The organism is Ciceribacter sp. L1K22 (genome assembly GCF_017599385.1).
Taxonomy (GTDB): Bacteria; Pseudomonadota; Alphaproteobacteria; order Rhizobiales; family Rhizobiaceae; genus Allorhizobium.
In genome coordinates this window covers 807,389-832,322 of record NZ_JAGFPK010000002.1, presented here as the reverse complement: position 1 = coordinate 832,322, position 24,934 = coordinate 807,389, and the positions used below count along the sequence as shown (strand labels likewise).

Genomic DNA, 24,934 nt, shown 5'->3' with positions numbered 1-24,934 from the left:
ACGCTTGTCTTCTCAGCCGGATTGCCCCTTTGCCTTGCTTCGCACGCAGACTTCAGTTGTTCGCCTCGGCGTTTTTGCTCTCCTCCGCAAGTGTCGCCCAGGCTTTGCCGGTTCAGGTACATGCAACTCCGATCACCGTGTTTAGATCCGGTGTACCCGACAATCGTCTCGGTGCGCTGGAATTCGTCGGTGGTATGGAACTTTCTTCAGCGGAGCCGTTGTTCGGAGCCTGGTCCTCGATCCGATTTGTAGAAGGGAATAGTTATATTGGAGTGCTGGATACCGGCCACTGGTTCACCGGGACGGTCGTCCGTGACTCAGACGGGCGCATCTCCGGAATAGAAAATGCCGAAATTTCGCCCATGACGGACGCTGCAGGGCGCAGCAATCCCGGCAAAGCCAACATGGACGCCGAAAGCCTGGCGCTTCGAAAGGCGCAGGTTCTGGTCGGCTTCGAACAACGGCACCGGATCGACGTCTATCCGGCCGACAATCCTGTATCGAGCCGCCCCTTGCGGTCGCTGCAGCTTCCCTTCTCCATTCGCGAGTTGAGGGGTAATGGCGGGCTGGAGACGTTGGCGGTCGCCCCGAAGAGCAGTCCTCTGGCTGGCGCCCTGGTTGCTGTCGCCGAACGCAGCGTCGACGATGATGGGCATCTCTTCGCCGGCATCGTTGACGGTCCGATGAAGGGTGTGTTCAAGGTCGTTCGCCGCGACGAGTTCGATGTTACCGACGGTGCTTTCCTTCCGAATGGCGACCTCCTGTTGCTTGAGCGCCGCTTTTCGCTCGCAACCGGTGTCGGCATGCGTATTCGCCTTATCGACGGGAGAACGATCAGGCCGGGAGCCCTGGTCGATGGCGAGATTCTGCTGGAAGCCGATCTTCGCGACGAGATCGACAACATGGAAGGTATCGATGTCGTTAAGGACGCTGACGGTTCGATCCGCATCATCCTGGTATCCGATGACAACCATTCGATCCTGCAGCGTAATCTCATGCTCGAGTTCCGACTGCTCGAATGAGAAAAGGCCCGAGGCGGGCCTTTTCCAAATCTCATCGCTATCGTCGAAAGGTCAGGCCGCCTGGCTCGACGGCATCGGCTTCAGCGAGTTCATCAGCGCCCCATAGGGCAGCAACATCACCAGTCCGACGATCATCTTGACGGCGAAGTCACCGAGCGCCCATGACATCCAGCGCGGTGCCTCGGTTGCGAACACGCCGAGGATAGGGGCCCATTCGATCGCAAAGTCGTCATTAGCGCCGAGCATGACGAAGGCGGGCGCAAACGACAGCGAGAAGAAGATCACCGTATCGAGGATGGAACCAAAGACGGAACCGAGAAGCGGCGCCTTCCACCAGCTCAGTTGCCGAAGCCTGTTGAAGACTGAAACGTCGAGCAGCTGTCCGGCAAGATAGGCCGTTCCTGATGCAATCGCGATCCGTGGCGAGGAGGTTGCGAAGGACAACGTAACCCCGACGAGGAAGCCGACGAACACCACGCGTCTTGCGATCGAGGGGCCGAACTGGCGATTGGTCAGGTCGGTCACGAGGAAGGCAATCGGATAGGTGAAGGCGCCGTAGGTCAGCAGGTCGGCCAGGTTGATGCCGGCAAACATTGCGTCGACCGGATACTGGACGAGGACGTTCGAGGCGACCACGACGGCCGTCATCAGGATGCTGTAGGCGATAAAATAGCGGATCATCTGCATTTTTTTATCCTGGGTGATGCCACCAGTTGGAGGGATGGAGCTCAAAGCAAAAGGCTTGTCGGACCCGCGTCCGTCAAGCCTTTTTACAAAGAGCAGACTGTAATGCCGGTATCAGGCGGCTTCGGCCGTCTTCTTGGCGATCTGGCGACGCAGCAGGCGGGCGCGCATGCTGAGTTCGTTTTCCGAAGCCTTCAGGAGGAATGCGTCGAGGCCACCGCGATGTTCAACCGAACGCAGGGCAGCAGCAGAAACGCGCAGGCGGAAGCGCTGGCCGAGAACGTCGGAAATCAGGGTGACGTCGCAGAGGTTCGGCAGGAACCTGCGCTTGGTCTTGTTGTTGGCGTGGCTGACATTGTTGCCCGTCTGGACGCCCTTGCCGGTCAATTCGCAACTGCGGGACATGATGCACCTATTCTTCTTGTCTTGGATCGTCACGCCGGGCAAAGCCGGTTCCGCAATCCAACTCGTCTATTGGAAAGTTGCGGTTCTATAGTCAGACTGGCCGGGCCAGTCAAGCCATTCCAGGACCTTTCCCGCGCGATCCTGCGATTCATGCTATTTTCTTGCCAAAGTCTGGCGGAAGATAGAGGTCGGAAAGGCAAAGCGGAAGCGGTTCGTTTCCGCCACTCGGTACATCATGCTGCGGATCGCACTTACTCTCACTTTGGCAATGGCGGGGCTGTCGCCTGCCTTCGTGCAGGCGGAAGAGGTGCAGTCACGCACCGAATACAATATCTCGCTGGCCGGTATTCCGATTGCCAAGGCTTCTTTCCTGACGTTGCTTGCGGCCCGCGGCTACACGATCTCCGGCAGCTTCAGATCCTACGGCATCGTCAACCTCGTTACCGACATCTCGGCCGAGACCAGCGTCTCTGGCGTTGTCAGGAATGAGAACCTGCAAGCGACCTCCTACAGGCTTGTCTATCGCAAGGGCAAAAAAACCGAGACCTACAACGTCCGCTTCAACGACGGCGACGTTGTGTCGTCCGAGATAACGCCGAAGCCAAAGGCGCGGCCGAAGTCCTGGGTTCCAGTTACGGAAGCCCATCTCAAAGCGGTTCTCGATCCGTTGAGCAGCCTGATCATCGCGGAAGGGGAGGATGTCTGCCCTCGGACCCTACCGGTGTTCGACGGTGAAAGCCGGCTAGATCTGGTGCTTAGCGCCAAGGGTGTCAGGGAGTATTCGCAGGGTGAGGTGAAAGCCGACGCGGTGGTCTGTGGCGTTCGTTACATTCCACGCGCAGGCTTTCGAAAGGGCCGCAAGGACATCGAGTATCTTTCGAACGTCAAGGGCATGGAAATCTGGTTTGCAAAGGCCGGCACGCTCCCTTTATATGCCCCTGTCCGTGCCCGCATTCCGACCCAATACGGGCCGGTGGACGTCACAGCGGTACGGTTCGGCAGCTAGAGGGAAGAGGCAACTCTTCCGCTATATCGGGGGCAGGGCGTGCGTATCCAGGCGACGTTGATCGGTTTTTCGGCGATCCTCATGTGGTCATTTCTGGCGCTCTTCACCGCCGCTTCGGGTAGGATGCCACCTTTCCAGTTGTCCGCTGTCTGTTTCGCGATCGGCAGTCTTCCGGGGCTCGTAACCTTCGCCTTCCGACCGCAGCGGCTGCGCTTGCTGAAGCAGTCCGTGTCGGTCTGGTTTATCGGGGTCGCCGGTCTTTTCGGCTACCATTTTCTGTATTTCACGGCGTTGCGCAATGCGCCGGCGGCAGAAGCCGGCCTCATCGCCTATCTATGGCCATTGCTTATCGTCGTCGGTTCGGCTCTTCTTCCGGGCGAGCGGCTGCGCTGGTATCACGTGGCCGGAGCGATCGCTGGCCTCTGTGGTACGATGCTCATCATCGGCAAGAACGGCTTTGCCTTCGATCCGCGATATGCCTTTGGTTATGCCATGGCCTTCCTGTGCGCCTTCACCTGGTCGGGCTATTCGCTGCTGACGCGTCGTCACGAAGCAGTATCCACGGACGTGGTCACGGGTTTCTGCCTCGCGACATCCGTCTTGTCGCTCTTCTGCCATCTGCTTCTGGAAACGACGGTCTGGCCGGTTGCGGCTACGGAGTGGCTTGCCGTGGTCGGGCTCGGGCTCTTCCCTGTCGGTGCCGCCTTCTATGCCTGGGATTACGGCGTCAAGAACGGCGATATCCAGATTCTCGGCGCTGGCAGCTATGCGGCACCGCTGTTGTCGACGCTCATCCTCGTGATTTTCGGGTTCGCGCAAACCACGCTCACTCTTGCTTTGGCCTGTCTTCTGATCACCGGTGGCGCAGTGCTGGCAGCCCGTGACATGGTTCGGCGCAAGCCAGCCACGCAACAGGCTGAATGAGGTAGCGGGATGGGGGAAGGGATCCTGCTCTATGCCGCGATCGCCTTCGGTATCCTCTACCTGCCGCTCGTCGAGCGCGCCGCTTCACCGGTGCGCACCCTTCTCAAAACCTTGCCGGTGCTGCTGTTGGCCCTGTTCGCCTGGCGGTCCGCCGGACCTATCCTTCTGACCCTTGCACTTTTTCTTAGTGCTCTCGGCGATGCCTTTCTTGCGGGACCTGGAGAGCGGCGGTTCATCGCGGGACTTGTGTCCTTCCTGTTGGCTCACATGGCCTATGGTGGGCTCTTCGCTATCCTCGGTGTGCCGACCCAGATTCCTGATGATGCATGGCGGTTGGTCGCTCTTGCCGCCACGGTCGCGGCGGGCGGGATCATCCTCGGTTTTCTGTGGAGGCCGGCGGGATCGCTGGCGCCGGCCGTCGCATTTTACTGCCTTGCCATCTTCGGCATGACCGCACTGTCGCTTGCCATTCCCTCGCCGCTCGTTTTCCTCGCGGCGGTCATATTCGTCTCGTCCGACACGACACTCGCTATCCGCACGTTCGTACTTCCGCGCGGGCATCCCCTGCAGAAGCCGTTCGGCATCTATGTCTGGGTCAGCTATTTCCTGGCCCAGTTCACGCTGACGCTCGCTCTGCTAGATGCCACCTTCTGAGCCCGGCGCCCAACCGGGTGGTGCCATCTCGAAGGCAGCGAAATCGAAGCCGGGCGCCACGGTGCAGCCGACCAGGGTGTAGTCACCCAGCGGTTCCGCCGCCTGCCAGCTGCCCGCCGGAATGACCGCCTGCGGGCGTTCTCCGCGCAGGAGGTCGATGCCGAGAACGATGGTCTCGACCTGCTTTCCATCGTCGGAGCGATAGAGCGCCAGCGGCGAGCCGGAATAGAAGTGCCACACCTCGGCGGCGTCCTTCACCTTGTGCCAGTGGGAACGTTCGCCGCGCTTCAACAGGTAGTAGATCGCGGTGGAGTGGCCCCGACGCCCGCCATTCTTGTCGCGGAAGGTCTCGGCATACCAGCCGCCCTCTGGGTGAGGCTGCATACCAAGCGCCGTCACGATCTCCTCAGGCGTCATCGGAAATTGTCCTTCCGTCGGCGGATTTCCGCGAAAACTTCCTCGTCCGTCTTGCCCTCCATCAGGAGGTTTCGGCGGATGGCGGGATCGGAGACGCGCAGGAAGGGATTGGTTTCCTTCTCCAGTCCCATCATCGTCGGGATCGTGAAGCGGCCTTCACGTCTCGCGGCCTCGATTTCCTCCGCCCTGGCGCGCAGGCGGGCATTGTCCGGGTCGATCGCTACCGCAAAACGCGCATTGGAAAGCGTGTATTCGTGGCCGAAATAGACCGCTGTCTCGTCCGGAAGGGCGGCGAGCTTCTGAAGCGAGTGCCACATGTCGGCAGCTGGCCGTTCGAACAGTCGGCCACAGCCGAGCGCGAACAAGGTGTCGGCGGCAAACAGCAGCTTGCTGTCGGCGAAATGGTAGCAGATATGCCCCGCCGTATGGCCCGGCGTCTCGATGACATCGACCCGGCGGTCGCCGAAGTCGAAACTGTCGCCGTCGCCAACGGCATTGTCGAGACCGGGAATGGCGACCGCCTCATGTACCGGCCCGATGATCTCGCAGCCGTAGCGCTCCTTAAGTTCGAGGTTCGCTTCGACATGATCCGTATGGTGGTGTGTCGTCAGAATGTGGGTGATCTTCCAGCCGCGCCGTTCGGCGGCAGCGATGATCGGTCCGGTCTCGGGCGCATCGATGGAGGCGGTCAGTTTTGTTTCCGGACAGTGGACGAGAACACCGAAGTTGTCGCTCCGGCACAGGAAGACTTCGATCTCGAGGTTCTGCATGATAGTCCTTTCCTCTTGCCGTTAGAGGCCAAATGTAATGGCTGCGGACTTGAAGTCCACCCGCCTCCTGTTATCAATTGCGCCATGCATGTTGATATCGTTGAGCTCCGGCAGTTCTATCATTCGCTTCTCGGGCGGGTGGCGGAGCAGTCGATCGCGATGGCGTTGTCCTCACTCTGGGCCCGCCTGCCCGAGGAGCGTCTCGTTGGCCTCGGATATGCGGTTCCCTACCTCGATCGCTTCCGCGCCGATACCGAGCGGACCTTTGCTTTCATGCCGGCGGGGCAGGGTGCGGTGAACTGGCCGCCGGCGGAGGCTTCCGCGACCGCGCTCGTCTTCGACGAGGAGCTGCCCCTTCCCGATTCCGCCGTCGATCGGGTGCTCATGGTGCACTCGCTGGAGTTTGCCGAAAATCCGCGGGAGACGCTGAAAGAGATATGGCGGGTGCTGGCACCCGGCGGTCGCGTGGTGATCGTCGTGCCGAACCGCCGCGGCGTCTGGGCGCGCATGGAGTACACGCCCTTCGGTTCCGGTCGTCCCTATTCTCGGGGCCAGTTGACGGCGCTCCTGCGGGAGACGAACTTCACGCCGTCGGCCACGGCGGAGGCGCTGTTCTTCCCACCCTCAAAGATCAAGGCCGTTCTCAAGTTGCGTCGCGGCTTCGAGCGGATGGGGCGCATGTTTTGGCCGGTTTTTTCCGGTGTTATCGTCGTCGAGGCGCAAAAACGGCTCTATCAGGGGCTTCCGGTCGCCGTCCGATCCTCTCGGCGCGTCTTCGCGCCTGTGCTGGCGCCGCAGGGCGTTCCTTCCACGCGTCGTCTTCCCGAACCGGGCGCGACTTGATCTCACTCGACAAAAAGGGCGTTCCGGTCTAATCGACAGGACCGTTGCCGCCGGGACATTCCCGGCCTTTTTTCAGGGAAGTGAGTTCGATGAGCAGCGACGTTTTGAAGCCGGTTCCACGCAAGGGCATCCTCGATATCGCGGCCTATGTGCCTGGCAAGGAGCACGCGCCGGGAGTCGCCCGCGTCTTCAAGCTGTCTTCCAACGAGACTCCGCTCGGCGCCAGTCCGAAGGCTCTGGAGGCGTTCCGTCAGAGCGCCGGACATCTCGAACTCTATCCGGATGGCCAGGCCGTCGCCCTGCGCGAGGCGATCGCCGGCGTGCATGGCCTCAACAGCGCCAACATCCTTTGCGGCAACGGTTCGGACGAATTGCTCGGCCTGCTTTGCCACGTCTATCTCGGCCCCGGTGACGAGGGCATCATCACCGAGCACGGCTTTCTCGTCTACAAGATCCAGATCATGGGCTGCGGCGCAACCCCTGTCGTGGTCAAGGAGAAGGACTGCCGCGTCGATGTTGACGCCATCCTGGCGGCCGTGACGGAGAAGACGAAGATCGTCTTCATAGCCAACCCCGGCAACCCGACCGGTACCTACGTTCCCGTCAGCGACATCCGCCGGCTGCACGCCGGACTGCCGAAGGACGTCGTCCTCGTACTGGATGCCGCCTATGCCGAATATGTTTCGGCGAGCGATTATGAGGCAGGGATCGAACTCGTTTCGGGCAATCGCAATGTCGTCATGACTCGGACGTTCTCAAAAATCCATGGTCTCGCTGCACTTCGTATTGGCTGGATGTACGCGCCGCTGGAGATCGTCGATGCTGTGAACCGGGTGCGGGGACCGTTCAACCTCAACGCCCCGGCGATCGCCGCCGGCGCCGCGGCGATCCGCGACCAGGATTTCGTCGCCACCGCCATCCAATACAATAGCCTCTGGCTCGACAAACTTACCCACGCGTTCAAGACGATCGGGCTGAAGGTGACGCCCTCGGTCACGAATTTCCTGCTGATCCATTTCCCTGATGTCGACGGCAAGCGGGCCGATGATGCCGATGCGTTCCTGACGAGTCGCGGCTATATCCTCCGCGCGGTGAAGGGTTACGGCTTCGCCAACTCGCTCCGCATGACCATCGGGTCCGAGGAGGCCAATCGCGGCGTGATCGAGACGCTCGGTGAATTCATGGGGCGCGCCTGATGGCGGATGTACATTTCGACCGGATTGCACTGATCGGCATCGGCCTGATCGGCTCCTCCATTGCCCGGGACGTGAAGGGGCTGGGACTGGCGAAAGATGTGGTGATATCGACCCGCAGCGCCGAGACGTTGCGCCGGGCGGAGGAACTCGCCCTCGGCACCTCCTACGTATCCTCGCCCGCAGACTCGGTTCGGGATGCGGACCTGGTGATCGTGTCGGTGCCCGTCGGTGCGTCCGAGGACGTGGCGAAGCAGATGGCGCCGCATCTGAAGCCCGGCGCCATCGTCACCGATGTCGGCTCGACCAAGGCTTCCGTCATCGCCCAGATGCAGCCGCACATGCCGTCGAACGTGCACTTCATTCCCGGCCACCCGCTGGCCGGTACCGAGAAGTCCGGCCCGGATGCGGGCTTTGCCGGCCTGTTCCGTGGCCGCTGGTGCATCTTCACGCCATTGCCCGATACCGATCCGGCGGCTCTGTCGCGGCTGAAGGCGTTCTGGGAGGCGCTGGGGTCGCGTATCGACGAGATGGACCCGCAGCATCACGACAAGGTGCTGGCGATCGTCTCGCACCTTCCGCATATCATCGCCTACAACATCGTCGGTACGGCGGATGATCTGGAGGCGGTCACCCAGTCCGAGGTGATCAAGTATTCGGCCTCGGGTTTTCGCGACTTCACCCGTCTCGCGGCCTCCGATCCCACCATGTGGCGCGACGTCTGCCTGCACAACAAGGACGCGATTCTCGAAATGCTGGCGCGCTTTTCAGAGGATCTTGCCTATCTTCAAAGGGCGATCCGCTGGGGCGAAGGCGACAAGCTGTTCGATCTGTTTACGCGCACCCGCGACGTTCGCCGTTCGATCATTCAGGCCGGACAGGATGTCGACGCGCCGGACTTCGGTCGCCACGCGCTCGATACCAAGACCTGAGGTCAGAGGGGCGGAATCTCTCCTATCGGGAAAAGGCCAAGGGTAACCACGCCGTTGCGGATGCGGATGTCGGTCGCGCCGTTCTGATTGCCACCGAAGAGAGCGGTTAGCAGGTTCGAAGCCGTGTCGATCTCGCTTGCCGCATCCGGCATCACCGCCTTCAGCGTCTCGGCGAGCCCCGAAATACCTTCGAGCTCCACCCGCAGCTTCCCGTCGAGACGGCCGTCTTCGCCGACTTCAAGCGGTCCGCTCAACATCACGACGCGTCCTTCACCAAAGTCGAAAGTTACCCGCCGCAACTGCCCCTTTGTGCCATAAATGGCGCCGCCGGATTTGTCGTAATCCATCAGATCGGCGCGATCGGCGACGGTAAGGTCAATACTTGCGGAAAACGGGGGAAGGGTCAGTTGGCTGTCGCGGACCGCGATACGAATGTCACGGCCGATGGCCGCGTAATCAAGGTCTTCGCCGTTGCGGCGGATGTGCATTTCGGACGACGCTATCGCGACATCAAAAACCGGAACGTCGGGCGTCACAACAATGGCCCGAAGCCCCTGCGATTCGGCCGAACTTCGCTCCAGATACGCGGTACTGGTCACCACGCTGGAGCGCAGCATGTCCCATTGCAGCGAAACCCTCGTTCCATTGGTCGAACGGATTTCGCCGGGCCCGTCAAGCTCGGACACGATGTGCCCCGGCGCGTAGATCTGGGCGGCCGAGCGGAAATCGCCGAAGGAGGCGGAAATACCGTTACGATGGTCGTCGAAGGCGAGCTTTTCGCAGAACAGGCCAATTCGGAACGGGAAGCCCCGCAGCTCGCGGTTCTGACACTCAACCACGGCCCCCAGCGGATTCTGCTTTTCGAAGATGGTTTCTATGCGCTGTTCCAGCGTGGTTGCAGCCAGATGCCAGCCTCCGGTATAGACGATGCAGACCGCCACGACGGCCAGGCCGAGACGCAGTATCTTGCGGCTGGGCGGGGTGGTGGAAGGAGTCGAAGGGGCCATCAAGTGCTCCGGAACTGTCGGCAGGGCCGTCTTTAGTGATGCGGGATATGGACGAATTTTGGGTCTTTGGCTACGGCTCGCTGATGTGGAATCCGGGTTTCGACTACGAGGTCCGCAGTCAGGCGCGTGCTTTCGGGTTTCGTCGGTCGCTCTGTGTTCGCTCTTGGGTTCATCGTGGTACCGAACAGAAACCGGGGCTGGTGCTCGGGCTTGATCGTGGGGGATCCTGCCACGGCGTCGCCTTTCGGATTTCACCGGAACATTGGTTATCTACCGTGGACTATCTGCGGGAACGTGAACTGGTGACGAAAGTCTACGTCGAGCGTTTTGTTCCCATCCGGCTGTCCGGCGGTTCCACCGTTCGTGCGCTGACTTACGTCGTCGATCGCAGCCACAGGCAATATGCAGGTGCGATCACCGTGACGGAGGCGGCCGACGTAGTCCGAGACGCGATCGGTCGCTCTGGCCCCAACCACGTTTATGTCGAAAACACCGTCGCTCACCTGCGCGAGATGGGCATACGGGATCACTGGCTGGAAGAGGTGGCGAGTCGTGTCGCCGCCGTGTCGTCGGGGGTTACCGCGCCTTAGTGGCAACGTGTTGCAGCTCCGCGATGCGTGCCGCCGCGGCCGGCTGCAGTGGCAGCTCCGGGTTGTCGCGGGCTGTTTCGATCAGCAGGTCGTCACTGGCCTTTTCCAGTGTAGCAACCAGTTCCTCGAAAAAGGCATCGGGATCCTTTCCGGGAGCGATCGGCGGGAGAATACGAACCTTGAAGTGGCCGGGGTAGCGTATGAACTTGCGGCGTGGCCAGAACAGTCCCGGGTGCATGGCAACCGGCACCACCGGCACGTCGAGATCACGGTAGATGCGGGCAATGCCGTATTTGTAGATCGGCTCTGCTCCGGGCGGCCGGCGCGTACCTTCGGGATAGATGATCAACTGGCGACCGTTCGCCATCTCCTGCTTGGCGCGCTCCATGACGGCTGCCATCACCTTGCCGCGGGCGCCGCGGTTAACCGGGATCATCCGCTGCTTGGCGGCATACCATCCGAACAGCGGGATCCACATCAGTTCACGCTTCAGAATATAGACGGGATCGTCCAGCCAAGGCAGCAACGCGTAGGTGTCCCAGAATGACTGATGTTTTGGGGCAAGGATGTAGCCGCCCTTCGGGATATTCTCCAGGCCCTCGATCTCGAAGGTGGTTCCCACGATCTTTTCCATCAGCCAATGGCAGGATTTGGCCCATGCCTTTGGAATGCGAAACGCCTGCTTGCGCGACACCGCGAAATAATATGGCGACAGGACGATCATGCGGATGATCAGATTGGCGTAGAACGCAGTATTGAAGAGTATGGAACGCAGGACGATCATGGAACGGGCAGCCTCTGTCGGATGGCTGTGTGACTACACGATAAAATCCGCGATAGAAAGGCGTCAGTGATGCCGACCGCGTTTCCCGTCAGGGCTGCGAGGCAGGACCCTTGCCGTCAATCGTCCAGCCGGTGATGTCCCGAGCATAGGCGGCGACCATCTTTCCGTATTCGTAGACCAAGGTGCGCAACGCATCGGGATCTGAATACCAGTTGGCCTGCTTAAGGTCCGTGTTGACGACCGGATAGGGGATGAAGTCGGTATCTCGATTGATGCGGCGAAGCTCGTAGAGGCTGCGCGGCATGTGATAGTTGCTTGTCACCAGCAGCACCGAGCGGTAGCCCTTGTCGTGAATCCACCGGGTCGTCTCGCTGGCATTGCCGATCGTGTCCTGGGCTTCGTAACCCATGTCGACGCAGCATTCGAACAGTCCGGCAGAACTCTGCGTCATCCGCCGGATCTGCGTGCTGGTGGTCGACGGATTGACGCCGGAAATCAGTAGTCGCTTACCAGATCCGTGTTTGAGGAGGTCCACCGCCTGGTCGATCCGCTGGTAGCCGCCGGTCAGTACCACGATGGCCTCCGCTCGTGGATTTTCCGGCGGGATCAGAGTCGTGACCGAGTCGACGAAATAGAGAAAGCCGCCAAAGCCTGCAGCGACCATGAGCAGGCACACGTAGCCGGCATAACGCAGCGCACGGCGCACCGGGCTTCTGCGGCCGTTAAAATAGTCGCCGAGACGGTGATATCCCGGCGATCGCGAATCGTCTGTCTTGCTCGTCCGGCCCATGGTCATGATCACGTGCATAGCGGCCTTTTATTGCGCCGAACAGGCGGCTTTAAGGCGAATCACAGCTCCCCCGTCAGTCGCCAGCAAGAGGATCGGTCCTGGCCGGATCCGACCTGATGAGGTCGATTTCGTCGATCGTCCGTAGCACCGTCAACCGCACGGTCAAGGTCGTCAGCAGCGCGATGATGATCATCGTCGCGAAGATACCTGCATAGCCGAGAAGGCCGATGCTAAACGTGCCGAACAGCGCCGTCGCCTGATCGCTCTGCGGAGTGGCGAGGCTCCGGCTCTGCCAGAAGCCGGCAGCCGCGAAGACACATGCCGCCGCAAATCCGCCGGCGGCTGCACCTTTCAGGCTGATTTTCAGGAAGTGCCGCTGGAATTCGCGCGCCACGAACCGGCTTTCGGCGCCGACGAAATGCAGCACCTCCACGATGTGCCGGTTGCCTGACATCGCGCCCCTGGTCGCGAAAACGACCGTCAGCACCATTGCGGTAAAGACCAGGATCAGAACACCGAAGCCGATCAGCACCGTCGTTCGGGCCATGGCGACGAGGCGATTGACCCATGTCCGGTGGTCGTCGAGGAAGGCTTGCGGCACCTCGTTGCGTAACAGGGCGCGCATGGCCTCGAAGTCCGGAGGATTCGATTCGTCGATCGTGATGATGACGAGCCTCGGAACCGGCAGGTCTTCCAGATTCAGTCCGGTACCCAGCCATGGTTCGAGAAGTCGAGCCGTCGCGTCATCGTCCATGATGCGGCCGTCACGAGTGCCGACGAAGCTCAGAGCCAGATCTTTGGCCCGCACGAGAGCCCGGTTCATGTCCAGGCCATCTTCCGGCTTGATCTGGATCGTGATCTCGCGCGCGATCTGGCTCTGCCAGCCGGCGGCGGTGGCGCGCACCATGGAGACTGCGCCGAATGTCAGGCAGGCAAGGAAGGCCATGATGGCGATGACCACCATCAGGGCATTGCCCTGGATGTTCGTGGGCGGAAGGATAGGCGCGGTCGGCCGCAGGCGCATCTCCGGTCGACGCGCAGGCGCGGTGGCGGGCTGCTGCTGACGCTTGGAGGCCGCTTTAATCATAGATGTCTAGCCGCCCTTCGGAGAGAATCATCCGGCGCGCATCCACCTGGTCCATAAGCCCCAGATCATGGGTGGCGATCACCACGGCTGTACCGAGACGGTTGAGCTCGAGAAACAGGCTTAGAAGGCGTCTGGCCATCGGCGGGTCTACATTCCCGGTCGGCTCGTCGGCGAGAAGGATTTCGGGTCGGTCGATCAGGGCTCTGGCGATCGCCACACGCTGCTTTTCGCCGCCGGAGAGTACCGGGGGAAGCACGTTGATCCGCTCGCCAAGGCCGACCCATTTCAGGAGCTCGATCACATCCTGCTTGTAGCTGGTTTCCTCCTTCCCACGAACCCGTAGCGGCAGCGCAACGTTCTCATAAGTGGTGAGGTGCTCGAGAAGCTGGAAATCCTGAAAGACGATGCCGATCCGGCGACGCAGCATCGGCAATTCATCACGCGGAATCTTAGCGATGTCTCGGCCGAAGCTGCGGATCAACCCGCGCGTCGGTTTCAGCGACATGAAGAGTAGGCGCAGCAACGTCGTCTTTCCCGCTCCGGACGGTCCCGTCAGAAACTGGAAGGACCTGTTCGGAATGTCGAATGTCAGATCCCGGAGAATTTCCGGTCCCATTCCGTAGCGCAGGCCGACGTTTTCGAAATGGATCAACACGGGTATCCAGTGAAAGAGCGGGGACGAGGCGACTTGTTAACGATGCCGGTTAACGGACGGTAAACACCGGATCCGAGAGGGCTCCCGAAGCACCTCTTTGCGAAGCATTAACCATTTAAATTTACGACTGGGAAGGATTCGATTCAATGCCAAGTTTTCGTGAGACCCGGCGGTCCGCGAGGGGACAGGTGCATCATGAGCGCGTTCCGCTTTCGACAGACGATAGAAGAATCGGACGCGGACCTGCTGCCGCCGGAGCGCAGGCCGTCCTATCCTTCCCGTCGCTTCCCGACGGCTTCCGACATCGTGGACGCGGAATTCATCACCGTCGTTGAGGCTCCGAGACGGTCCTTCGACGCGAGACGGTTCAACGACAATCGCCGGAGCGCAAAGCCCGAGACAGCGGGCGCCGGTCCGGTTGGCAGCCTTGCTTCGGTGGAGCGGTTTCTCGCACGGCTGACGCCGCGCGACTTCGCCACGCTGGTCGGCGCCATCTTTCTCTTCGTCTTCATACTCGCCGGCATGCTGGCTACCGGCTCATTGGGTCCGGCTCCACAGCCCGTATCTCTTGATCTCACCCACGTCTCCCTGACGCCCAGGGACGCCGACGGCATGCGGCTGTTGCAGGTCAATGCGATTATCGAAAACCGCGCGGACGAAATGCAAGCGGTCCCGCCGGTTCGTGCCGACCTCGTGCTCGACGGCAGCATCGTTTCGAGCGTCGTGATCCATCCGCCCGTGACAAGTCTCCCCGGCGGACACAGCAGGGGATTGGAGGCCAAGCTGCAGCATCCCGGTGGAAAAACGCCGCAATTACAGCTTTCTTTCATGGACGAGGCTGTCGCCGCCTTCTGAGTGTGATAGTCGCGGTCACCGACGCCGTGGCCAGCCGTGGCCCGCCAACCAGCAGGGAATGCCGTATGCCCACTGTCCGAGGAAAGATCATCGAGCCGCTTTACACCGCGCGGCAGATCGACGAGCGCAATCACCAGATGGCGGCGGAGATTGCCAAGCAGCCGAACAAGGACCTCCTGGTCATCGCGATCCTCAAGGGCTCGTTCATTTTCGCGGCTGACCTGATCCGCGCGCTCCACGATGTCGGCCTGGCTCCGGAGGTCGAATTCATCACGCTATCCTCCTATGGCACGGGAACGGTTTCGCAAGGGGTGAGGATCGTCAAGGATATCGACAGCGACGTGAAGGGACGCAGTGTCCTGCTGATTGATGATATCCTTGAATCTGGCCGCACACTGAAGTTCGCCAAGGAGCTTCTCTACGAACGCGGTGCCTCCGATGTTTCCATTGCCGTGCTGCTCGACAAGCGCGTGAAGCGCAAGGAAAACCTCGAGGCTGACTTCGTCGGCTTCGAATGCCCGGACTACTTCGTCGTGGGTTATGGCATGGATGTGGCTTATGCGTTCCGCGAGCTGCCGTTCGTCGGCGTGGTTACGGGCGATTCGTCGGCAGATACGTAAAATCCGACACATCCTGTTAACCATTGCCGATACCTCCAAGTCGAAATTTACTTCTCGACAAGGAAAGTCTGGTGATTTGCTCCCATCATAAGAACAGACGGGAGTGCATCGGATGGCCAGGATTCTCATCACCGAAGACGAAGATTCCCTTCGCATGTTCGTTGCCCGCGCGCTGCGCATGGATGGTCACGAAACCCACGAAGCGGCCGACGGTGCCGCCGGTCTGGAAAAACTCGGGGAAGGGTCTTTCGACCTCCTTCTGTCCGATATCCGGATGCCGGTGATGGATGGTATCGAGCTCGCGCATCGCGCTGCGGCGGATTACCCGGATATGAAAATCCTGCTGATGACCGGCTATGCCGAGCAAAGGGAGCGGGCCGAGGATCTGATGACGAAAGTGGTCGACGTCGTCTCCAAACCCTTTGCGCTGCCTGATATCCGCAAAGCCGTGGCACAGGCACTGTCGTCCTGACGGACCATTGTTCAGCAGCTCCTTATTGCTGAATATCGAGCAGGCGTTCCAGGTAGCGCCGTTCCTCGACACGGCCGCTGTTTTCCTCGAGCTTGCGACGGATCGCCTCGAGGATTTCGCGCGCGCGCTGGACGTCGATCTCGTCTGGAACCCTGACATTCTCGCCGAAGTCCGGCCCGGAGGTGGCACGGGGGCGGCCGAGCGGATCGCGGCCATTCTGGTTGCCCTGTCCGGTCATGCCCTGCTGCTGGCCCTGTCCTTGTCCCTGCTGTCCGCGCATGGCCTGCATCATCTGGTTCATCATGTCGCGGGCGCCCTGGCGTAGCGCCTCCAGCGCCTTGCCCTGTCCCTCGACCGCGCGTTCGCCCTGGCTCCTGCCCAGCGCGTCGCCGGCGCCGCGCATCTGGCTTTCCGCCTCGGCGAAGTTGTTGCCCGGCTGAATTCCCATGCCCTTGAGGCCCTCTTGCAATTCCTGCAACTGTTCGCCAAGTGCCTGCTGCTGTTGCTGCAGGTTTTTGAGAGCCTCGCGCAACTGTTCTGCAGTCATCTGGTCAGTTGACTGTTGCTGGTCGGGGGATTGTCCGTTTTCGCCCGTTTCCGGATCGCCGCGCTGCATGCGGTCTCGCAGGGCCTGGTCCAGCTGAAAGGTCTGGTCCATCAGTCGCTGCTGTTGTTGCATCAGTTCGCCTAGCTTGTCGATCTGCTGGCGCATCTGGCTGTTTTCCTGCTGGTTACCCTGCTGCGGGCGACCGGCCTGGAGATTGTTCATCATGCGCTGCAGTTCCGACAGCATCTGCTGGGCTGCATCCCGGTTGCCTGACCTCGCGAGGTTCTCGATCTGGTCTAGCAAGTTGTTCAAGTCCTGGGCCCGCAACATGTTTTGCGGCTGCTGCTGGTTGTCGGCCATGTTGCCCTGTTGCTGCTGCGCAAGGGCCTGCATGAACTCCTGCATCGCGGCGCGAAGCTCGTCCATCAACCGCTTGATCTCCTCGTCGGGGGCATTGCGGTCCAGTGCGTCGGCGAGCGCCTGTTGCGCATCGCGCAGGCGGCGTTCGGCCAGCGACAGGTTGCCGTCCTCTATGCCGAGCGCGATCTCCCAGAGGTAGTCCGCGGTCTCCCTCATCGCCTCCGGGGACTGGGCCTGCTTCATCCGAAAGCGGGCCGATTCGATCAAGAGATAGTGGGAGAGATTTGGAATGGTTTCGTCGGCACGGATTGTGAGTGCCTCATTCAGCGCGATCGCCTCAGGCATCTTGCGTGTGTCGAGAGCAAAGACCTGCCGCTGTTCCGCGACGGCGGCAGCCAGCAGCTGGCTAAAGTTTCGGCTTGGCAGAACCATTTCGTGTGGCTGGCTGCGACCCTCCTGTCCGGCGCCGTCTCGGGCGACGAGCGTGATACGCACGCGTTTGCCGGCCATCGGATGCTCTGTCAGGTTCCGGCTCGAGACACCCTTGCTCTCGCGCGCATTATGGCGCGGCAGGTCGAGCTTGTATTCCGGTGGCGGGTAGAGCGGAGTTGCTTCCGCGTCGACGTCGCCCGCCGGCTCAATGATCGCGTGTGCCTGTTGCAGCCCGTAATCGTCGCGGGCGATGAAGGCGATCTCCAGTGCGCCGTTGACGGCACGGCGCGGCATACCGTCGAAAGCGATTTCAGGCGCCTTGTCGGGGACGACCCCGATCTGCCACTGACGGTCGGCAGCCTGCAGGACGCCGCCCGTTTCGATCTTGTAATTAAAGGTGCGGGCCGCCTGGGTCGCCGCGGCCGGAGCAGGTGTCGGGGGAACAGGTGCTGATCCCGCTTCCTGAGCCGCATCTGCTCCTTCTGCGGAAATATCGATCGGTTCCGCTCCATCGCCGAGGAAGCGCACCTGTTCCTCGCCATTGCCGCCGCTGATTCGGACGGTGACCTGCGAGAACTGCGGAACGCTGCCAAGGGCTGCTTCGGCGGAATTCTGACCTGTCAGGAAGACGGGCGCGCGGTTCGTGTAGGACGGTGGCGTGATCCAGGCATCAATGCGGGTCGCTGGAATCTCGCTGACGGTGCCGTCGAGGCGGAAGGCGTCGCGGACGGAGCCCGCTCCGTTTGAACCGGAATAGGCAAAGGCGGTCACAATCAGGAGCGCGGGGATGGTCCGGAGCGCGAACCTGTCAAAGCGGGCGATATCCGGCTGCGGTAGTCCGGCGTCGAGTGCCGCGATCCGCTCGGCCATTCGGCGCTGATGTTCTTCCCAGAGCGCTCTGGCAAATGGCGTTTCGAATGCCGGTTCATCCTCCTGCACCGCGACCGGCTGGTGCGGCAGGAGGTTGCGTTCTTCCAAAAGGCGGTCCGCGTCTTCGGCATCCGGCCAGCGAAGTCGCGCGAATGGCAGCAGCGATGCGATGAAGCCGAAGACCAGCAGGAACAGCAGCGCAAAGCGGAACACGTCCGGCAACATGCGGAACACGCCGAACCACGCCAGCGACACGAAGACGGCGGCAAGGCCCGCAGGCAAGAGGATCAGCGGCAGAAGGCGTTCGGTGAAGAGAACGAGCCGGGCGAACGAGCGTTTCACGGCCACGCGGCGCGCAAGCCGTGCGTCGTTGCGGAAAGCGCCTTTTCTGCTGGCAGAACGGCCTGGTGCATTCATCATCAGGTCTCCCGTCGAGGCGTGGTGTCGCGGGAATCAGGGCGCGAGCGTTCCTCTACTGGTGTAGAAGATAACATTCTTTGTGGCGAAGACGAGGGTGCCAACAGGAGCGTGCGCGCTTTTCCGACCATTTCGCCGAAAAGTGATTGGCTTGTTCAGCCGAGCCAGTCGGGCACGGAATCGAGCGCGATCAGGTCATCATAGCTCTGCCGAGGACGAACCACATGGAATTCGTTTTCCTTCACAAGAACTTCCGGGATCAGCAGGCGCGTATTGTAGGTGCCGGCCTGTACCGCGCCGTAGGCGCCCGCTGAACCTACCGCCAGAAGGTCGCCTGGCTTCGGCATGGCCATCTCGCGGTCGAGCGCCAGATAGTCGCCGGTCTCGCAGACGGGTCCGACCACATCGGCACGGATGCGCGGTGCGCTGGCCGCCGAGATGACCACGGGGCGGATTTCGTGATGGGCCTCGTAGAGGGTGGGGCGGATCAAATCGTTCATCGCCGCGTCGACGATGACGAAGGTCTTCTCTCCGCCGTCCTTCACGTAGATGACTTCCGTCACCAGGATACCGGCATTGCCGACGATCAGCCGGCCGGGCTCGGTCACGATACGGCAATTCAGACTGGCAAGCTGGTCCTTGACGATCGTTGCGTAGGCATCCGGTTCCGGCGGCGGGTTGTTGTCGTCCTTGTAGGGGATGCCAAGGCCCCCGCCGACATCGACATGGTCAATGCCGTGACCATCGGCGCGCAAGGTCTCGACGAGTTCGCGCAACAAGCGGAAGGCATCCTCGAACGGCTGAAGCTCGGTGATCTGGCTGCCGATATGCATGTCGATGCCGGTGACCTTGATGCCGGGCAGGGTGGCGGCACGAGCGTAGACGGCGCGGGCGCGCTCGTAGGAAATGCCGAACTTGTTTTCCTTCTTGCCTGTCGAGATTTTCGCGTGCGTCTTAGCGTCGACGTCCGGATTGATACGGAAGGAGACGTGCGCTTCCTTGCCAAGTTTCTGGGCTCGTGTGCTCAGAACTTCAAGCTCGGGCTCGGACTCGACGTTGAAACAGTAGATGCCGGCATCCAGCGCGACATCCATTTCCCGAACCGTCTTGCCGACGCCGGAGAACATGATGCGGCTGGCCGGAATGCCGGCCGCCAGCGCCCGGCGAAGCTCGCCTTCGGAGACAACGTCGACACCGGCGCCGAGGCGCGCGAGCGTTTTCAGCACCGCCTGGTTGGAATTGGCCTTCATCGCATAGCAGACCATGGCATCGACGCCGTCGAAGGCCCTGGAAAAAACCTTGTAGTGTCGTTCGAGCGTCGCCGTCGAGTAGACGTAGAAGGGTGTCCCGACCGCCTTGGCAATCTGGGGCACGGCAACGCCCTCCGCGTAGAGGATGCCGTCGCGATATTCGAAATGGTTCACGTGAGTGGCCTGTCAGAGAAGCGGATCGAGGACGAACGGGTCGTCGGGTACCTGTTGCTTGCTGGGCGTTGACAGCTTGTTCTGCTGTTCCACCGGCATGCTCGGCGGATCCAGGTCGCCCTTGCGTCCGCATCCTGCCAGCACCAAGGGAGCGGCGGTGAGAACGAGTGTCACCACGAACATGCGTCGGAAGGTCTTCGTCATGATCCAGCCCAAAGGAATTCGATGTCTAGCCTGTAGCGGAAAACCGGTGCCTTGTGCACCCCAATTCGCGTGATGGAACAGGCCGTCGAAGTGATCAATTGCGCGCACGCCACCAGGCGATCTGTTTCCTCACCTCGCTCGGCGCGGTGCCGCCGAAACTCTTGCGGCTGGCGACCGAGGCCTCCACCGTCAGGACGTCGAAGATTCCTGCCGTGATCGCGGGATTGATTTGCTGCAGTTCTTCGAGCGACAGTTCGGCAAGATCGCAACCCTTCTTCTCGGCCAGCGCCACGGCATGGCCGGTTGCATGGTGAGCGTCACGGAACGGCAGTCCTGCCTCGCGTACCAGCCAGTCAGCAAGGTCAGTGGCGGTCGAATAACCGGACCCGGCTGCGGCCTTCATCTTGTCTGTGCGGATCGTCATGTCGGTGACCATGCCGGTCATCGCCGCGATTGCCAGCTCGAGGCTTTCGGCCGCGTCGAAGACCTGCTCCTTGTCTTCCTGCATGTCCTTGGAATAGGCGAGCGGCAGGCCCTTCATCACCGTCAGAAGCGCAATCAGCGAACCGTTGATGCGGCCCGTCTTGGCGCGCACCAGCTCGGCGGCATCAGGATTCTTCTTCTGCGGCATGATCGATGAGCCGGTCGAAAACGCATCGGAGAGGCGGATGAAGCCGAATTGTGGGGTCGACCAGATGACGATTTCTTCGGCGAGGCGCGACAGGTGCGTGGCGCAAATCGAGGCGATCGACAGGAATTCCAGCGCGAAGTCGCGGTCGGAGACGGTATCGATCGAGTTGCGGGTCGGCTCGCGGAAGCCGAGTGCGGCGGCCGTCATATGGCGGTCGATCGGGAAGCCGGTGCCGGCGAGTGCCGCAGCGCCGATCGGGCTCTCGTCCAAATGCTCGATTGCATGGCGCACGCGCTGCCGGTCGCGGCCGAACATCTCGACATAGGCCATGCAATGATGACCGAAGGTCACCGGCTGGGCGGTCTGGAGATGGGTAAAGCCAGGCATAACGGTTTCGGCATGTTCTTCCGCACGGTCAAGAAAAGCGGCGATCAGGCCAGTGAGAGCAACTTCTGTCTTCTGCAGTTCTTCCTTCACCCAAAGGCGGAAATCGAGCGCAACCTGGTCGTTGCGCGAGCGGGCGGTGTGCAGGCGGCCGGCGGCGGGGCCGATCAGGTCGGCCAGACGCGCCTCGACGTTCATGTGGATATCCTCGAGCTTGCGCGAGAACTGAAACGTGCCGCCCTCGATCTCTGACAGGATCGTGTTCAGGCCGTGAAGGATCTTGTCTTTATCTTCGCCCGAGATGATGCCTTGGTGCGCCAGCATGGTCGCATGCGCCATCGAGCCGCGGATGTCTTGGGCGTAAAGCTTCTTGTCGAAACCGATGGAGGCATTTATCTCCTCCATGATCGCGGACGGCCCCGACGCGAAGCGGCCGCCCCACATCTGGTTTGAGGATTTTCCGTCCTTGGTTCCGTCAGCCATGTGATGCCCCTGGAGACTTGAATGACCCAAAAGAGACCCTTCGGACTTCCTTCGGCCAGACTGGTTGCGATTGCAGCGGTTGCCGGCATCCTGGCCGGCGGGGTTGCGGTATACGTGAAGCAGGCGGGGTCTGGCAATGCCGTCGCGTCCGCTGATGCCGCCGCTTGCGCGGGCTCTGTCGAACGGGCGCAAGCACTGTCGCCCGCCATCCGCGGTGAGGTTGCCGCACTCGTGCCTGTCGACGAGCCGCGAAAGATCGCCAACCTGGCCTTCAAGGACGCATCAGGCGCCGATACCTCCCTTGCCGCTTTCGCCGGCAAACCGCTCCTGATCAATCTCTGGGCGACCTGGTGCGTGCCATGCCGGGAGGAAATGCCGGCGCTCAATAATCTGCAGAAGGCGATGGGCGGGGAGGATTTCCAGGTTCTGGCGATCAACATCGATACGCCCAATGCCGGCGACAAGCCGAAAGCTTTCCTGGAGGAAATTGGTGTCGACAGCCTCGGCCTCTACCGGGACTCCAGTATGGGCGTCTTCAACTCCATGAAGAAGGAAGGCCTGGCTTTCGGCCTGCCGGTGACCGTTCTCGTCGATGAGAAGGGTTGTCTGCTCGGTTCGATGAACGGCCCGGCCGCCTGGGATAGCGACGACGCCAAGGCGCTGGTGACGGCCGCGGTGTCGCCGCCGACTACCTGATGCTCTCTCAGCCGGCGGCGTAGATGCGTGGCTGATCGACCACGAGGAATCCGCGCTCCTCGCGACGGTGCGGAAACTGCGCCGACGCGTCGAACTCCACCATTTGACCGCCTTCCGTCGTCGCGATGACGCGGCGCGAGCCGGGGCGGTCAAGAACGCGGAGGATGCGGGCGGAGATGCCGCTGCCTCTCTCGTCTGTCCAGCGCACATCGGTCGGGCGGAACAGTACTTCCGCCGGACCGTCGGAAAGTCCGGGAGCCTCATAGGCGAAGCCCTCGACCTCGGCCTTGCCTGAGCGAACCTGCGCCTTCAGGCTGTTGGCATCGCCCAGGAAGCGCATCACGAAGGCATTGTCGGGCGAGCGGCAGACCGCTTCCGGCGTACCCTGTTGAACGATCTTACCCTTGTCAAGGATCACGACACGGTCGGCGAGATCGAGCGCTTCCTCCTGGTCGTGGGTGACGAAAAGCGTAGTGATGCCGAGTTCGTCGTGGATCGTGCGGAGCCAGCGGCGCAGGTCGCGGCGGACATTGGCGTCGAGCGCGCCGAAGGGTTCGTCGAGCAGCAGCACCTTCGGATCGACGGCCAGCGCGCGGGCGAGCGCGACGCGCTGGCGCTGGCCTCCCGATATCTGCGCCGGAAAGCGTTCGCCCAGTCCGGACAACTGCACCAGGGCCAAGAGTTCGTCGACCCGCCGGTCGATTTCGGCCGGCGAGCGCTTGCGCTTGGAAACCTTCATGCCGAAAGCGATGTTCTCGGCGACCGTCATATGCGGGAACAGCGCATAGTGCTGGAAGACGAAACCCACGCCGCGATCACGGACCGGAATGTTCGTCGCATCCTCGTCTCCAAAATAGATATGTCCGCCATCGGCGAATTCGAGACCCGCGACCATGCGCAGGATGGTCGTCTTGCCGGAGCCGGACGGGCCGAGGAGCGCCACCAGTTCGCCGCTCTCGATATCTAGCGATACGCCATGCACGGCGCGGAACGTATCGAAGGTCTTGACGACCGAGTCGAGCTTGATTTTCACGAATGGACCTCCGAAGTAGTCGGTGTGCCGGCCAGTGTCGTCGGCCGGCTGCGGCGGCCTGCGCCCTGGCGTTCGAGCAGGACCTTGGCGACGAGCGTGACGAGGGCGAGCAAAGCAAGGATCGAAGCGGCGGCAAAGGCGCCGACGGCATTGTAATCCTGGTAGAGCAGTTCGATATGCAACGGCAGCGTATTGGTCTGGCCACGAATATTGCCGGAGACGATCGACACGGCGCCGAACTCGCCCATCACACGGGCGTTGCACAGCACCACGCCATACAGCAGAGCCCATTTGATATTGGGCAGCGTAACCGACATGAAGGTACGAAAGCCACTCGCGCCCAGCGAGGTGGCAGCCTCTTCCAGATCACGGCCCTGCGCCTGCATTAGCGGGATCAACTCGCGCGCCACGAACGGTGCGGTGACGAACATGCTGGCGAGCACGATTCCTGGAAGGGCAAACATGATCTTCAATTCAATGGAATCGAGCGTCGGTCCGAACAGGCCTTGAAGGCCATAGACGAAGAGGTAGCAGACGCCGGCGACAACCGGCGATACCGAGAAGGGGATCTCGATAACGATGGTCAGAAGCCGCTTGCCGGGAAAGTCATGCTTGGTGATCGCCCAGGCGGCAGCGACCCCGAAGAGGGTGTTCACGGGCACGGCAATTGCCGCCGTGATCACAGTCAGCATCACGGCATGACGTGTGTCCGGTTCGCTGATGCTCTCCAGGAAGTAAGGAATGCCGCGCGAGAAAGCCTCGGCGCCGATCACCACCATCGGCGCAATGACGACAAAGGCGACGAGCAAAAGTACGATGGCAAGCAGCGAGTACTTGAAGATGGGCGCGTCTCCGACGCGGGGCGGACGGCGGTGGCTCGATTGGCTCATGGGCGTCAGCCTTTCACCGTGTAGCGCAGGGCGCGTGCCTGCAGAATATTGGTCACGGCCAGCATCACGAAGGCGGCGATCAGCATGACCGAGGCGATCGCGGCGGCGGCCGGATAGTCGTATTCCTCCAGCCGGATGAAGGCGAGGAGGGCGGTGATCTCGGTCTCGAACGGCTGGTTGCCGGCGATGAAGATGATCGCGCCGAATTCCCCGAGGCTGCGGGCGAATGCGAGCGAGGTGCCGGCCAAGAGCGCGGGCGCCAGCAGCGGCAGAATGACCCGGCGGAAGATTGACCAGTCGCCGGCGCTCAGCGTCTGGCCCGCTTCCTCGAGCGCGGGATCAAGCTCTTCGAGTACCGGCTGCACGGTGCGAACGATAAAGGGCAGGCTGGTGAACGCCATGGCGACCATGATGCCGAGCGGGGTATAGGCAACCTTCACGCCGATCTGCGACAGGACCGAGCCGAACCACCCGTTGGTTGCGAACAGCGTCGTCAGGGAGATCCCGGCCACTGCTGTTGGCAGCGCGAAGGGCAGGTCGACAAGCGCATCAATGATCCGGCGGCCGGGGAAACGGTAACGCACCAGAACCCATGCGAGCGCGAGCCCGAAAACGAGATTGAAGAGCGTCGCCACCAAGGCGGAGCCGACCGTCACCATGTAGCTCGCGACGGCCCGCTCGGAGGAGACGATGCGCCAGTAGTCGACCGGTCCGAGGCTGGCCGCCTTGAAGATCAGCGCGGCGAGCGGCAGCATGATGATGATCGCGGCATAGACCAGCGTGATCCCGAGGGACAGCCGGAAGCCTGGCAATACGCGCCGTGTCAACGTCGTCATCCTTTCATGAGAAAACC

At 61.6% G+C, this 24,934-nt stretch carries 28 protein-coding genes; 12 read left to right on the top strand and 16 right to left on the bottom strand.

Going from position 1 to position 24,934, the window contains the following annotated elements; genetic code table 11:
- Positions 1–104 precede the first annotated feature (104 nt).
- Positions 105–1,022: an esterase-like activity of phytase family protein gene (locus J5J09_RS21820; protein WP_246746064.1), complete on the top strand. Its 918-nt coding sequence runs from the start codon at positions 105–107 to the stop codon at positions 1,020–1,022.
- A 51-nt stretch (positions 1,023–1,073) separates the two neighbouring features.
- Here the strand turns inward: J5J09_RS21820 and J5J09_RS21815 are convergent, their stop codons facing one another.
- Both J5J09_RS21815 and rpmB read right to left on the bottom strand, forming a co-directional pair.
- Positions 1,074–1,709 carry a VUT family protein gene (locus tag J5J09_RS21815; RefSeq protein ID WP_208554330.1) on the bottom strand — a complete coding sequence of 212 codons (636 nt, stop codon included), beginning with the start codon at positions 1,707–1,709 and terminating at the stop codon, positions 1,074–1,076.
- A gap of 111 nt (positions 1,710–1,820) precedes the next feature.
- Positions 1,821–2,111, bottom strand: coding sequence for a 50S ribosomal protein L28 (gene rpmB / locus J5J09_RS21810; protein WP_208554329.1), 291 nt, complete (start codon positions 2,109–2,111; stop codon positions 1,821–1,823).
- Between the two features lie 235 nt (positions 2,112–2,346).
- On the opposite strand from rpmB, the gene J5J09_RS21805 reads away from it, so the two are divergent.
- The 3 genes from J5J09_RS21805 to J5J09_RS21795 are packed head-to-tail and all read left to right on the top strand — an operon-like array spanning position 2,347 to position 4,695.
- Positions 2,347–3,117, top strand: a complete 771-nt coding sequence (locus J5J09_RS21805) for a DUF3108 domain-containing protein (protein WP_208554328.1) — start codon at positions 2,347–2,349, stop codon at positions 3,115–3,117.
- A 39-nt stretch (positions 3,118–3,156) separates the two neighbouring features.
- A complete protein-coding gene (locus J5J09_RS21800; RefSeq protein WP_208554327.1) occupies positions 3,157–4,041 on the top strand; it encodes an EamA family transporter in 885 nt (294 codons plus the stop codon).
- A gap of 9 nt (positions 4,042–4,050) precedes the next feature.
- A complete protein-coding gene (locus tag J5J09_RS21795; RefSeq protein WP_208554326.1) occupies positions 4,051–4,695 on the top strand; it encodes a lysoplasmalogenase in 645 nt (214 codons plus the stop codon).
- Here the strand turns inward: J5J09_RS21795 and J5J09_RS21790 are convergent.
- Both J5J09_RS21790 and gloB read right to left on the bottom strand, forming a co-directional pair.
- Positions 4,678–5,112, bottom strand: a complete 435-nt coding sequence (locus J5J09_RS21790; protein WP_208554325.1) for a cupin domain-containing protein — start codon at positions 5,110–5,112, stop codon at positions 4,678–4,680. The two genes, J5J09_RS21795 and J5J09_RS21790, sit on opposite strands and share 18 nt — an antisense overlap.
- The gene (gene gloB, locus J5J09_RS21785; RefSeq protein ID WP_208554324.1) at positions 5,109–5,882 is read right to left on the bottom strand and encodes a hydroxyacylglutathione hydrolase; all 774 of its coding nucleotides are present in this window, start codon (positions 5,880–5,882) and stop codon (positions 5,109–5,111) included. Before gloB ends, J5J09_RS21790 begins: the two co-directional genes overlap by 4 nt.
- An 84-nt stretch (positions 5,883–5,966) precedes the next feature.
- Here gloB and J5J09_RS21780 point away from each other — a divergent pair, with 84 nt between their 5' ends.
- The 3 genes from J5J09_RS21780 to J5J09_RS21770 all read left to right on the top strand — a co-directional run bounded on the left by J5J09_RS21780 (position 5,967) and on the right by J5J09_RS21770 (position 8,850).
- A complete protein-coding gene (locus J5J09_RS21780) occupies positions 5,967–6,725 on the top strand; it encodes a methyltransferase domain-containing protein (protein ID WP_208554323.1) in 759 nt (252 codons plus the stop codon).
- Between the two features lie 89 nt (positions 6,726–6,814).
- Positions 6,815–7,921, top strand: coding sequence for a histidinol-phosphate transaminase (hisC, locus tag J5J09_RS21775; protein WP_208554322.1), 1,107 nt, complete (start codon positions 6,815–6,817; stop codon positions 7,919–7,921).
- Positions 7,921–8,850, top strand: a complete 930-nt coding sequence (locus J5J09_RS21770; RefSeq protein WP_208554321.1) for a prephenate/arogenate dehydrogenase family protein — start codon at positions 7,921–7,923, stop codon at positions 8,848–8,850. The genes hisC and J5J09_RS21770 overlap by 1 nt, the downstream gene beginning before the upstream one ends.
- A 2-nt stretch (positions 8,851–8,852) precedes the next feature.
- Here J5J09_RS21770 and J5J09_RS21765 read toward each other — a convergent pair whose 3' ends face one another.
- Positions 8,853–9,857 carry a DUF2125 domain-containing protein gene (locus J5J09_RS21765; RefSeq protein WP_208554320.1) on the bottom strand — a complete coding sequence of 335 codons (1,005 nt, stop codon included), beginning with the start codon at positions 9,855–9,857 and terminating at the stop codon, positions 8,853–8,855.
- 35 nt (positions 9,858–9,892) lie between these two features.
- Between J5J09_RS21765 and J5J09_RS21760 the strand changes: the two genes are divergently transcribed.
- Entirely contained in the window at positions 9,893–10,447 is a 555-nt protein-coding gene (locus tag J5J09_RS21760) for a gamma-glutamylcyclotransferase (RefSeq protein ID WP_208554319.1), read from the top strand.
- On the opposite strand, the gene J5J09_RS21755 is transcribed toward J5J09_RS21760, so the two are convergent.
- The 4 genes from J5J09_RS21755 to ftsE all read right to left on the bottom strand — a co-directional run bounded on the left by J5J09_RS21755 (position 10,434) and on the right by ftsE (position 13,760).
- Positions 10,434–11,231 (bottom strand): 1-acyl-sn-glycerol-3-phosphate acyltransferase, encoded by a 798-nt coding sequence (locus J5J09_RS21755; protein WP_208554318.1) that lies wholly within the window; start codon positions 11,229–11,231, stop codon positions 10,434–10,436. The genes J5J09_RS21760 and J5J09_RS21755 overlap by 14 nt on opposite strands.
- A gap of 88 nt (positions 11,232–11,319) precedes the next feature.
- Positions 11,320–12,039, bottom strand: coding sequence for a YdcF family protein (locus J5J09_RS21750; RefSeq protein WP_246746034.1), 720 nt, complete (start codon positions 12,037–12,039; stop codon positions 11,320–11,322).
- A 55-nt stretch (positions 12,040–12,094) separates the two neighbouring features.
- A complete protein-coding gene (locus tag J5J09_RS21745) occupies positions 12,095–13,108 on the bottom strand; it encodes an ABC transporter permease (protein ID WP_208554317.1) in 1,014 nt (337 codons plus the stop codon).
- Positions 13,101–13,760 carry a cell division ATP-binding protein FtsE gene (gene ftsE, locus J5J09_RS21740; RefSeq protein WP_208554316.1) on the bottom strand — a complete coding sequence of 220 codons (660 nt, stop codon included), beginning with the start codon at positions 13,758–13,760 and terminating at the stop codon, positions 13,101–13,103. Before ftsE ends, J5J09_RS21745 begins: the two co-directional genes overlap by 8 nt.
- A 198-nt stretch (positions 13,761–13,958) precedes the next feature.
- Here ftsE and J5J09_RS21735 point away from each other — a divergent pair, with 198 nt between their 5' ends.
- The 3 genes from J5J09_RS21735 (at position 13,959) to J5J09_RS21725 (ending at position 15,710) form a co-directional block, all read left to right on the top strand.
- Complete coding sequence (locus J5J09_RS21735) at positions 13,959–14,618, top strand: hypothetical protein (protein ID WP_208554315.1); 660 nt, start codon at positions 13,959–13,961, stop codon at positions 14,616–14,618.
- Positions 14,619–14,683: 65 nt separating this feature from the next.
- Complete coding sequence (gene hpt / locus J5J09_RS21730) at positions 14,684–15,238, top strand: hypoxanthine phosphoribosyltransferase (protein WP_208554314.1); 555 nt, start codon at positions 14,684–14,686, stop codon at positions 15,236–15,238.
- Between the two features lie 112 nt (positions 15,239–15,350).
- Positions 15,351–15,710: a response regulator gene (locus J5J09_RS21725; RefSeq protein ID WP_208554313.1), complete on the top strand. Its 360-nt coding sequence runs from the start codon at positions 15,351–15,353 to the stop codon at positions 15,708–15,710.
- A 22-nt stretch (positions 15,711–15,732) separates the two neighbouring features.
- Here J5J09_RS21725 and J5J09_RS21720 read toward each other — a convergent pair whose 3' ends face one another.
- The 4 genes from J5J09_RS21720 to argH all read right to left on the bottom strand — a co-directional run bounded on the left by J5J09_RS21720 (position 15,733) and on the right by argH (position 21,462).
- Positions 15,733–18,339, bottom strand: coding sequence for a TIGR02302 family protein (locus tag J5J09_RS21720; protein WP_208554312.1), 2,607 nt, complete (start codon positions 18,337–18,339; stop codon positions 15,733–15,735).
- 152 nt (positions 18,340–18,491) lie between these two features.
- Positions 18,492–19,760 carry a diaminopimelate decarboxylase gene (gene lysA / locus J5J09_RS21715; RefSeq protein WP_208554311.1) on the bottom strand — a complete coding sequence of 423 codons (1,269 nt, stop codon included), beginning with the start codon at positions 19,758–19,760 and terminating at the stop codon, positions 18,492–18,494.
- 12 nt (positions 19,761–19,772) lie between these two features.
- On the bottom strand, positions 19,773–19,964 hold the full coding sequence (locus J5J09_RS21710; protein ID WP_208554310.1) for a lipoprotein: 192 nt from the start codon (positions 19,962–19,964) through the stop codon (positions 19,773–19,775).
- 94 nt (positions 19,965–20,058) lie between these two features.
- Positions 20,059–21,462 (bottom strand): argininosuccinate lyase, encoded by a 1,404-nt coding sequence (gene argH / locus J5J09_RS21705; RefSeq protein WP_208554309.1) that lies wholly within the window; start codon positions 21,460–21,462, stop codon positions 20,059–20,061.
- 21 nt (positions 21,463–21,483) lie between these two features.
- On the opposite strand from argH, the gene J5J09_RS21700 reads away from it, so the two are divergent.
- The gene (locus J5J09_RS21700; RefSeq protein WP_208554308.1) at positions 21,484–22,158 is read left to right on the top strand and encodes a TlpA disulfide reductase family protein; all 675 of its coding nucleotides are present in this window, start codon (positions 21,484–21,486) and stop codon (positions 22,156–22,158) included.
- 7 nt (positions 22,159–22,165) lie between these two features.
- Here the strand turns inward: J5J09_RS21700 and J5J09_RS21695 are convergent, their stop codons facing one another.
- From J5J09_RS21695 to cysT, 3 genes are read right to left on the bottom strand one after another with little or no spacing between them, the layout of a single operon-like run.
- The gene (locus J5J09_RS21695; protein ID WP_208554307.1) at positions 22,166–23,191 is read right to left on the bottom strand and encodes a sulfate ABC transporter ATP-binding protein; all 1,026 of its coding nucleotides are present in this window, start codon (positions 23,189–23,191) and stop codon (positions 22,166–22,168) included.
- Positions 23,188–24,081 (bottom strand): sulfate ABC transporter permease subunit CysW, encoded by an 894-nt coding sequence (gene cysW, locus J5J09_RS21690; protein ID WP_208554306.1) that lies wholly within the window; start codon positions 24,079–24,081, stop codon positions 23,188–23,190. Before cysW ends, J5J09_RS21695 begins: the two co-directional genes overlap by 4 nt.
- 5 nt (positions 24,082–24,086) lie before the next feature.
- A complete protein-coding gene (gene cysT / locus J5J09_RS21685) occupies positions 24,087–24,917 on the bottom strand; it encodes a sulfate ABC transporter permease subunit CysT (protein ID WP_208554305.1) in 831 nt (276 codons plus the stop codon).
- Between the last annotated feature and the right edge of the window lie 17 nt (positions 24,918–24,934).